Source organism: Pedobacter agri PB92 (genome assembly GCF_000258495.1).
Taxonomy (GTDB): Bacteria; Bacteroidota; Bacteroidia; order Sphingobacteriales; family Sphingobacteriaceae; genus Pedobacter; species Pedobacter agri.
In genome coordinates, this window is sequence record NZ_AJLG01000013.1 from 1 (window position 1) to 12,642 (window position 12,642).

Consider the following 12,642-nt stretch of genomic DNA (forward strand, 5'->3'; position numbering starts at 1 on the left):
CATTTCCCAATGCTGTACGCAATCTTTGTAGCATGAACCATGCTGTTTTCTGTGTTACTTTTAAATCTCTTGCTAACTGATGTGAAGATACTCCTTTCTTGTGGGAGGTAAGTAGATAGATCGCAATAAACCATTTTTTAAGTGGAACTTTTGAACCTTCGAAAATAGTTCCAACTTTAGCATTGAATTGTTCGTCGCAATCTTTGTCGGCACATTTATATTTACCGCTTTTCAAAGCATAAGTTTTGATATTGCCAATGAGGACATGCTCTGTTGCCTTTCTATCTTAATTCTTCAAGGTGCTTAACGGCTATTTCTTCGTCTTTTAAAAACTCTACTAATTCAAATAAATTGGTGTAGTGTTGTTCCATTTTCTTTTTGGTGTTCTCTCGATCTTGTAATGTTAGACTAAAGGTCCAACTATTAACAATGGGGTCCACCATTTTTGTGAAAAAAGTTGCAAGAAAGTGCCAATGCCCTATCTAGGACAAAGATTTATAAGGTCATAAAGAACTGGATCTTGCCACCTTTTTGTTGATTGTAGGGTAAACTGTTTTTAATTGATGGTATTGGAATTAATGTCAAATCAACATATTTAGCTTTCCATTTATTTTCAAATGCGGAAATCAATTCATTAGCCTGTTTTTCAAGCTCCAGCTGTTCCTTAATTACCCGTGCTTTTAATCTATCTTCGTACATTTTGTAAACTTCCTACTTTATTTTCTAAATGTTATATTTGAACATGAAACTGACAGAAAAGCAAAAAGAATTTTTCAATAAACAATTTTTAGAGTTGGTTTCTGAATCTTCAGAAGATGTCCAAAAATTATGGTATAGAATTGGAAAAATAGTTTGGCCGCTCAACATAGATGTTCCAAATACATTTGGATTTGAAACAAAATTTGTTGGATCTCTTGCTGATCGTTATCATATCCTAATTAATAAAGTGCACAATAAAACTATTGAGGAAGGTTAAAAAAGCACTTTTTCTAAGCCCCATTCTTTGGCCATATTCTTAACCCATTCACTTTTCGATTTCCCAAAAGATAAATTTGAGAACCAATTACTGCGTGTTCAACCTCTTCAACTTGTTCAAGGTAGGAATTATTTCCTTTTAATGGAATGTAAACAGATATATTGCGGCCATCCAGTAATTTTCTGGCTAATTCATGTGATGCCATTTATACTTTGTATTTTCGATTTAAATAAACTCCGCCTTTATCTTCATATACTCCAAATAATAGTTGTGATTTGCTATATTTACTGTTAAATCTAAAATAACATGGCAAAAAATCAATTTAAATTTGAACTTAAAATTACGGGCTTTGAATTAAAAGTAGAGGGCTCAAAAGAAGATGTAGCAGCTATTACATCTAGTGTTGCAAATCAATTAAAAGGCTTAACGACTCCACAAGTTTTTGGAGATAATACAGAAACGGAAGATGTTGAAGCTACAGAAGTCGCTCCAATACAATTACCCCCATCTACTCAAAAGAAAAAGAGTTCACGTCGAAAACCGACTTCAGGCGGAAGCGGTAGTGGAGGCAGTAGCAAGGTTGAGCCAATTGATTTTAAAAATGATCCTAAAAAATATAGCACGCCAATGATGACTTGGACAACACAGCAAAAAGCTCTTTGGATATTATATGTAATGAAAAATGAAAAAAGCCTATCTGAGTTATCTACTGCTCAAATAGCGAATACATTTAATGCCCAATATAAACAGACCAAAACGATACATTCTCCAAATATTTCAAGAGATCTTGGAAAAGTTAAGTTAGGAAATGGTGCACTTGTTGGGGAAAATGTAACAGCTAATCCACACCGTTGGTATCTAACGGATGCTGGAGATGCATTTGTTCAAAACCTAATTAAAGGTGTCAAATAATAATGGGATTAATTGAACGGAATAGCTTAATCACAAATATATCTCCTCCCTTTGATCACTTATTGGCAACACAGTTTGTTGATGAATTTCTTTCTATGGAACGTCGATTTATTCAAAGAGACTGGGAACCAACTGAGTTGGACGCAGGACAGTTTGCTGAGATAACTTCAAGAATCCTTTATCACTTGGACTCAGGCACATTGAACTACACAAAAGGTGTAGGGGAATGTATAGATTATTTTAACAATAATGCTGTAACGCACAATTTAACTAATCTACCATTTAATGTCGCGAGAAAAGAAATAATTCATATTTCGAAAGTTTTACAAGCTATCTATAAATTCAGAAGTGACAGAGGGGCGGTTCATATATCTGCGACCTATGAGCCAAACCATATGGACTCTAAGTATTTAATCGAATCTGTACGGTGGTGTATGAATGAAATGTTGAGAATATTTTGGAATGGCGATAGAGAGGAAGTTGCTAAAACTATTAGAGAGCTTCTTCAATTTGATGTTCCATGCATCGGCGTCTTCGGTGATATCCTAATTGTTCAACGCACAGACCTTCGACCAGATGAAGAAATTCTTATATTGTTGCATTATGCGGGAGAAAACGGATTTAGCAGAAGAGAATTGGGTATACATTCTTTAAGTAGTGCGCCATTAGTTACCACCAGTATTAAAAAGCTATCTGCTCCAGATAAAAGACAGGTTATTCAATTAAAAAATGGAAATTATCGTCTTACTGACCTTGGAAGTAGAAGAATTCGCTTGGAATTAGCTGATAAACTTTTGCTAAGCATTTAAAAGAAAGGTAGAGTTGTGTTGAACGCTACCCTTCTTTTTTACCTCACCAATTTCTATAAAAGGGTAATTTGCTATATTGTCGCCTAAATATATTTCATTTTATGACCGATCAATTCGATAAAGCCTACCTCCATCTGTGATGGCGTAAAGCGCATTGTCGGTTCCCTGCGTAATATCTCTAAATCTTTGATTTTCGCTGGCTAATAATCTTTCTTCTCCCATTACCCGGTTATTTTCAATCACTAACCTTACGATATGTGTTGCACTTAGTGATCCTATGAATAAGTTATTTTGCCATTCTGCAATGCGGTTGCCCGTGTAAAATGTCATGCCGCTTGGTGAAATCACCGGATCCCAATAATAAACAGGCTGTTCAAGTCCATTTTGTTGTTGGATAGGAGCGCCAATTGCCGCACCGCTATATTCTATTCCGTAGGTAATCGTTGGCCAGCCATAATTTTTGCCCGCCTGCAGCCGGTTTATTTCATCGCCACCCCTCGGACCATGCTCTCCCTGCCAGATTTCACCAGTTACCGGATGCATTGCTAAGCCTTGAGGATTACGGTGACCGATGCTATATAGCTCTGGTAATGCGCCAGAACCAGAAAATGTTGGATTTCCTGTAGCTGGCAAACCATTTGTTGTAATCCTCACAACTTTGCCAAGACCAGAAGAAACCGATTGTGCCAGCGGACGGGTAGCTAAATCAGATCTTTCTCCGGTACTAACCACTAAATTTCCGCTGCGATCAAATAAAATTCGACCACCATAATGTAAAGTGCCATTGTAAGCCGGGCCAGCCCGATAAATTACGGTAGCGCTTTCAATGTTCTGTTCGTTTTGAGAAAGTCGCCCTTTGGCTACAGAAGTTTGAGTACCACCGGCAACATTTTCAGAAAATACCCAATATACCATTCTGTTGCTGGTGAATTGTGGGTCGATGCAAAGTCCGAGTAAACCTCCCTGGCCGGAAGAATTTACGGCAGGTAAGCCTGTAATAGGCGTACTTAAGGCGCCGGAAGTAGTTGCAATGCGCATCGTACCCGCTTTTTGGGTGATGAGCAAGCGGCCGTCGGGTAGTGCAGTGATGCCCCATGGTGCAGTTAAACCTGAACTGATGGCGGTACCCTGAAAAGCTGCAGTTGTACGAACGGCTTTCACCCTTGTTTGCCCATTGAATGCAGGCTTGTAACTTGTATTTGGAGCATTTGTTTCTACGCCTGGTCCATCAGTAGGATTTGGTTCAGTATCCTCATTTATTTCATTTTTAGAACAGGCAGTTATGCAGAGCAATGTACTTGCTAATGCGATAAAGTGAAATTTTGATTTCATAATTTTAGTTTTAGGGTTGATGCAGTAACTATAATGCTAACAATTTGAGAACAGCTTGGTTTGAATAGTTTGCAATTTGTAAGTTGATTTCGATAGTCAAAAAATCAAAAAAAAGACCAGGTCCTTTTTTGAACCTGGTCTTATTCTCCTATTAAAACGTGTATTCTAAACAGCAGTATAACCACCATCGGCAATAATGTAGCTTCCTGTGGTAAATGAAGATTTTTCTGAACTTAAAAAAGCCACCAAATCCGCTATTTCCTGAACAGTTCCCAGCCGATTAATCGCACTTTTTGCAGCCACTGCTTTCATGGCTTCCTCGCTTAAATTTGCAGTGAGAAGGGGCGTTTCTATATAACCTGGACCGACTGCATTACACCTGATATTTTTTTGTGCATATTCAACTGCAATATTTTTTGTTAAGCCCACAACGGCATGTTTTGAAGCGGTATAAGCCGGGCTGTTTGGCGCAGCAACCTGTCCGTGGATAGATGCAATGTTAATAATGGATCCGCCACCGTTTTTTTCCATTTGTGCCAACTGATATTTGCAGGCATAAAAAACACCGTTCAAATTTAGTGCGATTACACGATCCCACTCTTCTGGCTCATAATCTCCTGTTGGTTTCGCAGGACCACCCATTCCTGCATTATTGCAGGCAATATCTAAACGCCCATACTGGTTTACCGTTTCCTCTACCAATCTTTTGTTTTCTTCCGCTTTTGAAGAATCAGCCTTGATCGCAATGGCTTCTCCACCATGGTCTTTAATTAAACTTACAGTTTCGTTTGCATGTTCCTCATTAATATCAGCAACTACAACCTTCGCACCTTCAGCAGCGTACGTAATTGCGATTGCTCTTCCTATTCCTGACCCAGCGCCAGATACAATGGCAACTTTGTTATTTAATATAGACATAATATTCATTTTTAAAATTCTAATTAACAAACGGATGGTTACCGTTAATGTTTGTCAGGAAAAAGTGTTTTATCAAATTGGAAAGCGTAAGGATATTTTTCATCTAAATATTTGAGTTGGTAAAACTTTAAATGAAAGAGCTTGTTATAATATCACACTACCAATTATAGAATTATAATTTACTATGGAAAATCAAGAAAAAACAGTAGAGGTATTAAATGACCTTATTCAAATTAACAATGACAGAGCTGATGGCTTTGATAAAGCTTCAAAAGACCTAAGTGAAGAAAACATTGATTTAAAAGCAACTTTCGACAAACTATCATCAGATAGTAGAGCAAATGTAACTGAACTTGCGGGTTTAGTAGGCAGAAACAATGAAGATCCAGATACGGGAAACACTATTTTAGGAACATTACACAGAGCATGGATCGATATTAAGGCAAGCTTTGGAGGTGATGATCGCCATAGCATTTTAGCTGAATGCGAAAGAGGAGAAGATGCTATTAAAAAAGCATATAAAGATGCGCTTCAGGAAAATGAATTAGGTGAAAACGTAAGATCAGTTTTGCTTAAACAACAAGACGGCATCAATATTAGTCATGATGCAATTAAAGCATTACGCGATGCACATAAATCGTTGTAATCGATTTAAAATCAAAAAAGCTGCATGTTTTCATGCAGCTTTTTTTTTGCCGGTTTATTCTCCAAAACTTATTTTCTGTAAAAGCAAATATCGATTTTTCGTGGTATCTGCCTCTGTTTCTACTTTACTGGGTAAGCCTATTCTTAGAAACCTGTTGGTCTGAGTGCTTCTTAATTGTGGCCAGTTCACAAGATCCGTTTGGTTCTGACTTTCGCCGTTCGGATTACCTGTGCGAATAAAATTCACAAAATAAGACTGCATCTGCTTCGACACAAGATAATCTCCTGGTTTCCAGGCGTAGTTTCCTTGTACTTCTAAGTTTCCTAAGGCATATTCTATTTCTGCGGCATGGAATGCTGATCCTGTAATGGCTTTATTGATTAATTTTTTAGAATAACCTGGAAAAAGTTACCATCATTAATGGTTTTGGAAGTTAGGCCTGGATGAGGCTGATCGAATAAATAACGATATACAGGAGCTTTGCTTTTTGCATGTAATTCGGCCAACTGCCAGGTTCCGTAGTTAATGAGCCAATCGCTACCTAACTTAGATCCGGCTATTTTTGCCTCAGCCTTTGTTTTAACCGGGTAGTATTTTAATAGCTCCTGAGCATCTTCACCATAAATTTTATTTACCCTTTCCCTGAAATTTTTCAGGATTAATTCTTCTGAGTCTGTAAAAAGCCAATGCCGGAACTTCATCAGCATTCCAACCTACCAAAAGCGGAACTTTGGCCTGATTACCTGCCTGAAAAACATCTATCGGAAACTGGTTCAAAAAATAACCATCAACGGTTGGCTTGAACCTTCTTGGGTCGCCTTTGGAGGCAATTTTTAATAACCGCTTTTCGTCAATTTGTCGCATTGCCGCAATCGAGGTGCTTTTTGTTAGTGCAGCAAAATCTATCCCCATTTTCTCAGAGGCTTTTTTTTGATTTGATTAACCTGCGTGAATCCAATAGGGAACTACTTTGAGCAATAGCAGCAGCAAAAAGCCCTTTAGAGAGTGGAGATGCCATGTGTGCGCTAACAGATTGTGCCCCTACGGATTCGCCACCAATAATAATGCGATCAGGATCACCGCCAAATGCAGCTATGTTGTCACGAACCCATTTTATCGCAGCCACCTGATCAAGTAAACCATAATTCCCAGAGGCGCCCCATTTATTCTCTTTGCCCAAATCAGGGTGCGCTAAAAAACCAAATACGCCAAGGCGGTAATTAATTGAAACGTATACAATGCCCTGCTTCGCCATACTTGCACCATCATAAGCGGGCTGCGATCCATCTCCATGTATAAATGAGCCGCCATGAATAAACATATAAACAGGTTGAGGTTGGTCATTTGCCTTCGCCGTGCTCCACACATTTAGATAAAGGCAGTCTTCGCTCATTTCTTCAGATCTGAATTCATACAATATACCTGATTTCTGAACCGGCCTGGCACTAAAATCAATGGCTTTTCGAACGCCCGACCATTTTGCTACAGGTTCTGGCGCTCGCCAGCGTAAATTTCCAACAGGTGGTTTGGCATAAGGAATACCTTTGAAAATGTAAACACCATCTTTCATCCTTCCTTCCAATAAACCTTCGTTAACAGAAACCTGAACCCGGGCTGATTGGGCAAATAAACTAAAACTGCTTAATAGGAAAAGCGTTTGCAAGGCTACCCTAAACTTTAATATGAACTTTTTTTTTCTCGGGATCTTCATCTGTGTTGCAAATATAATCAATACCATTCGATGGAATTGTGTCATGAAAGCAACATTCTTATATAGATTTAAATATAAAAGAATAGCAACGAATCTAAATTACCGCTCATCAGGTTCATCAAAAAAAGGTAAACATACTTCGGCAATTGTTCCGCTCTGATTTTTTCCTGATGTAATGGAGAAACTTGCCCTTACACTGTTAGGATTCTGTTTATTAATCATTTCAATCCTCTCTTTGATAGAAGCTAATCCCATAGATTTTTCCTTAATGCCACTGAAACGATTTGTTTTGGTTTCGGTGCCGTAGCCAATTCCATTGTCCTGAACAGAAATACAAATTCCATTATCGGTTTTAATCAATGTCACTTTCAATTGTCCATCGGTTTGTTCATGAGCAATTAGGCCATGCAAAATGGCATTTTCGATTAAAGGTTGAATGAGCATTGGCGGAAGATGAATACTTTTTAGCTGAATATCATCGTCTACTTCAAAATCGTAAGTGAAAACTCCAGCGTATCGCATTGCTTCCAGTTCGGTATATAACATTAAAGCTTTCCATTCCTTATCAGCGGTAACCAAACTTTTGGTTGAGTTTTCTAATATCAGCCTGCTCAAAGCTGCAAACTTTTGTATCAATCGAGAAGCCGTTTTTTTGTCATTTTCCATGATATAGGCTTCAATTGAATTGAGTACATTGAAAATGAAATGCGGATTCATTTGTGAACGGATGGACTTCAGTTCACTTTCTGACAGCCTTTGTTTGATCAGAAACTGATTGCGTATAAAAATTATCCTTCGTCTGACCAATAAAAATATTGTGACTACAATCAGAAGGACGCACAATATCCTAAACCAGTTTTTTTCGTACCAGTGTGGCAGTACGGTGATAAGAAGTTGCTCTTCTGCACTAAAAACCTCATCATTATTGCAACCTTTAATATAAAGCACATATTTACCATTTGGCATGCTTCCTAAAGCGATATCACCGTTTTTTACCTGTTGCCATGCCGCATCTTTTCCAATTTTATAGAAATATTTATTCTCTTGCGGTGCAGTATAACTGGTTAAGGCAAAATGAATGTTCACTATTTTTGTACCTGGCTTAAGGACAATTGCCTTTGTTTGGCCGGTGATATGTATTGTCTTTTCTTGTCCATCAGCACTGAGATCCATAAAGATGACCCGAGGTACTGCCGTGTTCGATTTAATGTTATAGGGGTTAAAACGCGTAACATAACCACTGTAACTTAACAAGAAATGTCCTGTTTTATCGATCTCAAAAAAGCCGTGTCCTTCATATTGAAAGGGCAGGCCATTATTGAAATTAAAATAGGTGAAAGTTTTTTTTCTATCGTATTTAATAATTCCCTGTTGTGATGGAATCCATAGGTTTCCGGTGGAATCAATGAGAATCCGTTTCAGATAATTTTCTGGTAACTTCATTTTATGGTCGATGAGCAATCCGGTTTTACGCTTCTTGTCGATTTTCATCAATCCAATATCCGAAACGGCCCAAATCACGTTTTCTTTGTCTTGTGTTATATCAGTTACCCAGGTTACATCACGTATTTTTCCATCAATATCTTTAATGGTAATTTTGTCGAAAGCATTTCTTGCTGGATTGAAAACGCTGATGCTTTTTGTAGCACCAATCCAAAAGTCATCCTGTTTGTCAATCAGGCCTGAATAAACTGATCCATCAATGTCTTTGCCATCAGGCGGGTATTGTTTAATAAATTTTTCGGTCGAGGGATTGAAGAGATAAATCCCATTTTGCCTGGCCCTGATCCAGAATTTACCATCCTTTCGTTTATATAATTTTGAAATCACGAGGTTATCTTTATTGCTAGTATCAACCGGAGGGAAAAATATTTTGTAGCGATTGCCGGACTTCTTCACCAGGCCAGAATCTGTGCTAAACCAAAAATTCTTTTTATCATCCCTATATATGCTGTTTATTGATTTGCTCAAAAAACTTTTTGCAGTTTCTGGTATTTGCGCAATATGGGATAGCAGCTGCCAGTTCTTACTAAAAGTATAAATGCCCTTGGCATAATAGCAGGTAATGTAAAAGCGGTCTTCTGTTTCAAGCATATTGTTCGGGATACCCAATAGTTTTGGATTATTGAGCTTGATCTGCTGATAAAGCGGAATATTTTCAAAATTTTGAAAGTTCGGGTCGACAATGCTAATCCCATTGTCGGTTGATAACCATAAACGGTTTTGCCTGTCTTTAGCAATGTGATAAATGTTAAAAGCATTTAATGCCGCTGGATTAAGCTCGTCTGATATATATCCCTTTATTTCATCGTTCCTTAAATTTTTTAGTATAAAACCGCCACTTGCGGCAACACAAAGCCACTTGTTTTGGTTATTGTCTGTCCACTCTGCAATATCGTTAACCCGCCTGCTAGGTCTTTTTAAAAACGGGATATTGATTGGCTTTAAGATATTTTCTTTTGAGTAAAAGGCGTTCAGGCCGCCTTCTGCTTTGCCAATGTAACTATTTCCGTCAGAAGCCTGATATAGCGATAATATATTATCCTGCTGACTGTAGGGATGTATTTTTTTATTTCGCTGATCAATTAAATATAAGCCCTTATAACCCAAAGCCCATAATCTGTGGTTTTTGTCTTCTTTTATCAGGTTGAAAGCATTATGATCTTCAGCTGTTCCTGGCGCCGGCGGGAAGGTGACAAATGTATTTTTGCGATAATCAAAAAGCTGTATTCCGTTGCTGGTAGCAATCCAAAGATTGCCTTTGCTATCTACAAAAGGCGCACAGTTATAATTATGCGCTAAGCTATTTTTATTTTCAGGCTGCTGAAAATAATTAACAGCTTTACCGGTTTGGGGATTAAATCGAGATAAACCCTTTGCAGTACCCAACCATAGCTGATGCTCCTTGTCGGCAGCAATGTTTATAATTACATCATTGCAAATCGAGGTGCTATCAGTATCACTATGTTTAAACTCTTTAATACCGGTTCCATCATATCGGTTTAGCCCTTTAGCAGTCGCAATCCAGATAATTCCATTTTGATCTTCGTAAGTGCAGCGTACGGCGTTAGTGCTTAAGCCATCTCTTACTGTTATCTGGTTAAATTTTAAATTAGGAAAAAGCTGCGCTCTAGCGGTGTAACCACCAAAAGCAAGAATAATTAAAGAAACTATCCACGTTTTCATAATTATTGAGCGATAATTAATTTAGTGATGATACCTCGATATCAAAATAACACATAAATATACCAAGTAACATTAATTTATACTAAGCCAAATTGCCCATCCACTCATTTATATTGCCACTCTGCTCAGCCGATAAAAATTGTGCATAAAACCAGCATCAGGTTTGATGTTTCGAAAGAAAATTTTGAGTGATAAAATTTCTTTACTCATTATAAAGCAGATCCTGCTCAATAAATACAATCATTTGTACTTTATTAAGTTTATGATATTATTATTTTGATTGCAATGCCTAAGCAACTTGTTATTTGCTTGTGCCTTAAATGAGCTCACTCATCAAAAATCCTCATTCGCTCAATAAAAGTACTTACTCAATCACTAGCTATAAATGCGGTGGATTAAAGCTGTTTTTTTGATTACTAAATTAATAGAACAGCTATGAAACAATTCTTATTTTTCATTAGAAGGTTAAGCTGCCTCCTCGCATTATTCGTGTTAACCAAGCCTTCATTTGCACAAGATATCGCAAACATCAAAAATGCAAAACCATTTAGTTATAGCGGTGCGTTAGAGGTTCGCACTATTGGTTATCAAATGAATGGTGCCGCAAACCGCCGTAATCCATTTTCACTGATTTTAAGCGGGAGTCCTACGTTAAGCATTTATGGTTGGGATGTTCCTTTTAGTGTGGTATATACAGATCGGAAAACGAATTTTCAACAGCCGTTCAATCAATTTGGTTTAAGCCCAACCTATAAATGGATCACCTTGCATGCAGGTTATCGTAATGTTAGTTTTTCTCCATACACTTTAGGCGGCCATACCATGTTGGGTGCCGGAGTGGAACTCAATCCTGGCAAGTTTAGGCTGGGTTTTATGTACGGGCGATTGAATAAGGCCACCGTGATTGATACACTAACACAATCACTGGCACCACAAGCTTTTAACCGTAAAGGTTATGCTGTAAAAGTTGGCTATGGCTCGGCAAGAAGTTTCATTGATTTCAGCTATCTAAAAGCGAAAGACGACAGCACAGGTTTTGTCCGCAGTCAGCTGAATAAACAATTTAACCCTATTGCACCTGCCGGAAACACGGTTTTAGGTTATAAAGGACAGATTACTTTTCTGAAATATTTCCTAATAGAAAGTGAGGCTGCGGTGAGTATATACACCCGCAACTTATATACTACTGTGCCATTAGATTCTTTGGAAGATCCGATTTTAAAAACCATAAAAAAATATGCAGACATAAATGCAACCAGCGAATTATATACTGCTTTTAGTGCTGGTGTGGGGTATCGCGATAAAAAATATGGCTTAAAAATAAACTATCGCCGTATTGATCCTGAATTTAAATCGATGGGCGCCTATTTTATTACTTCAGATATTGAGGCCTGGACCATCGCACCCTCATTTCTGGCCTGGAAAAATAAGATCAGCTTTAATGGGAGTGTTGGTATCCAAAAGGATAATCTTCAAAACCAGAAAAACGCCACCAATAAAAGATTCATTGGTGCAGGAAATGCAACGATACAATTTACCGATAGGTTTGGTATGGATGCCAGTTACAGCAATTATTCCAATAATCAAAGCCCTAACACTGTACGCTTTGCAGATTCATTAAGGATTGTGCAAACCACTGAAATGTATAGCCTGATGCCGAGGTATATATTTAGCAACGAAAAATATAGTCACATGATTACGCTCTCGGCTACACTTAGCAACCTCAACGATTTTAATCAGTTTTTTGGTGAAAGTGCAGTGAGTAGAAACATGGATACTAAACAGTTTTTAGTAAGTTATAATATTGGCTTTGTTAAGCAGGGTATCAACCTCAATACCAGCATTAACTCCACCCAATTAAAAGGAATGGGCATCGATCAAACCTATACCGGCTTCTCTGTGGGAGGAGATATCACCATGCTTAAATCTTTATTGCGAATGTCAACTAACCATTCGATAACAATTGGCGAGCAAGCCATCGGTAAGAGTTTGATTTACAACGGCTCCTTTAATACGAAATATAGGGTTAGAAAGGGGCATAACATCGATTTCGGACTTTACTTTTTAAGTAACGCTCCGGCAAATACCGAAGGATTACAGCAAAAATACAGCGAGTTAAGAGGGGAATTAGCCTATCAAATAAAATTTTAGT

General features: G+C 37.9%; 15 protein-coding genes. 5 read left to right on the forward strand and 10 right to left on the reverse strand.

The genetic code is table 11. The features are described 5' to 3' along the window. On the reverse strand, window positions 1-235 hold a 235-nt coding region (locus ON09_RS03340), incomplete at its 3' end, for a hypothetical protein (protein ID WP_010599646.1). A 260-nt stretch (window positions 236-495) separates the two neighbouring features. After that, on the reverse strand, window positions 496-699 hold the full coding sequence (locus tag ON09_RS03345) for a hypothetical protein (RefSeq protein ID WP_010599647.1): 204 nt from the start codon (window positions 697-699) through the stop codon (window positions 496-498). A gap of 43 nt (window positions 700-742) precedes the next feature. Here ON09_RS03345 and ON09_RS03350 point away from each other — a divergent pair, with 43 nt between their 5' ends. Continuing rightward, window positions 743-976, forward strand: coding sequence for a hypothetical protein (locus ON09_RS03350; RefSeq protein WP_157258822.1), 234 nt, complete (start codon window positions 743-745; stop codon window positions 974-976). A gap of 13 nt (window positions 977-989) precedes the next feature. Here the strand turns inward: ON09_RS03350 and ON09_RS03355 are convergent, their stop codons facing one another. Beyond that, window positions 990-1,181: a hypothetical protein gene (locus ON09_RS03355; protein WP_010599649.1), complete on the reverse strand. Its 192-nt coding sequence runs from the start codon at window positions 1,179-1,181 to the stop codon at window positions 990-992. A gap of 101 nt (window positions 1,182-1,282) precedes the next feature. Between ON09_RS03355 and ON09_RS03360 the strand changes: the two genes are divergently transcribed. Then, window positions 1,283-1,888 carry a hypothetical protein gene (locus tag ON09_RS03360; protein ID WP_010599650.1) on the forward strand — a complete coding sequence of 202 codons (606 nt, stop codon included), beginning with the start codon at window positions 1,283-1,285 and terminating at the stop codon, window positions 1,886-1,888. 2 nt (window positions 1,889-1,890) lie between these two features. After that, window positions 1,891-2,697, forward strand: coding sequence for a hypothetical protein (locus ON09_RS03365; RefSeq protein ID WP_010599651.1), 807 nt, complete (start codon window positions 1,891-1,893; stop codon window positions 2,695-2,697). A 99-nt stretch (window positions 2,698-2,796) separates the two neighbouring features. Here ON09_RS03365 and ON09_RS03370 read toward each other — a convergent pair whose 3' ends face one another. After that, window positions 2,797-4,029 carry a PQQ-dependent sugar dehydrogenase gene (locus ON09_RS03370; RefSeq protein WP_010599652.1) on the reverse strand — a complete coding sequence of 411 codons (1,233 nt, stop codon included), beginning with the start codon at window positions 4,027-4,029 and terminating at the stop codon, window positions 2,797-2,799. 165 nt (window positions 4,030-4,194) lie between these two features. After that, complete coding sequence (locus ON09_RS03375; protein WP_010599653.1) at window positions 4,195-4,947, reverse strand: SDR family NAD(P)-dependent oxidoreductase; 753 nt, start codon at window positions 4,945-4,947, stop codon at window positions 4,195-4,197. Window positions 4,948-5,131: 184 nt separating this feature from the next. Here ON09_RS03375 and ON09_RS03380 point away from each other — a divergent pair, with 184 nt between their 5' ends. Next, window positions 5,132-5,593: a PA2169 family four-helix-bundle protein gene (locus tag ON09_RS03380; RefSeq protein WP_010599654.1), complete on the forward strand. Its 462-nt coding sequence runs from the start codon at window positions 5,132-5,134 to the stop codon at window positions 5,591-5,593. Between the two features lie 54 nt (window positions 5,594-5,647). On the opposite strand, the gene ON09_RS26760 is transcribed toward ON09_RS03380, so the two are convergent. The 5 genes from ON09_RS26760 to ON09_RS03405 form a co-directional block, all read right to left on the reverse strand. Further along, the gene (locus ON09_RS26760; protein ID WP_083837939.1) at window positions 5,648-5,974 is read right to left on the reverse strand and encodes a carboxylesterase family protein; all 327 of its coding nucleotides are present in this window, start codon (window positions 5,972-5,974) and stop codon (window positions 5,648-5,650) included. Next, window positions 5,974-6,294 (reverse strand): hypothetical protein, encoded by a 321-nt coding sequence (locus ON09_RS25375; protein ID WP_039841789.1) that lies wholly within the window; start codon window positions 6,292-6,294, stop codon window positions 5,974-5,976. The genes ON09_RS26760 and ON09_RS25375 overlap by 1 nt, the downstream gene beginning before the upstream one ends. After that, complete coding sequence (locus ON09_RS26455; RefSeq protein ID WP_039841791.1) at window positions 6,221-6,505, reverse strand: carboxylesterase family protein; 285 nt, start codon at window positions 6,503-6,505, stop codon at window positions 6,221-6,223. Before ON09_RS26455 ends, ON09_RS25375 begins: the two co-directional genes overlap by 74 nt. 4 nt (window positions 6,506-6,509) lie before the next feature. Next, window positions 6,510-7,304 (reverse strand): carboxylesterase/lipase family protein, encoded by a 795-nt coding sequence (locus ON09_RS26460; RefSeq protein ID WP_051010162.1) that lies wholly within the window; start codon window positions 7,302-7,304, stop codon window positions 6,510-6,512. Between the two features lie 99 nt (window positions 7,305-7,403). Further along, window positions 7,404-10,490, reverse strand: a complete 3,087-nt coding sequence (locus tag ON09_RS03405; RefSeq protein WP_010599656.1) for a ligand-binding sensor domain-containing protein — start codon at window positions 10,488-10,490, stop codon at window positions 7,404-7,406. 435 nt (window positions 10,491-10,925) lie between these two features. Between ON09_RS03405 and ON09_RS03410 the strand changes: the two genes are divergently transcribed. Next, window positions 10,926-12,641: a hypothetical protein gene (locus tag ON09_RS03410; protein WP_010599657.1), complete on the forward strand. Its 1,716-nt coding sequence runs from the start codon at window positions 10,926-10,928 to the stop codon at window positions 12,639-12,641. The last annotated feature ends 1 nt before the right edge of the window (window position 12,642 follow it).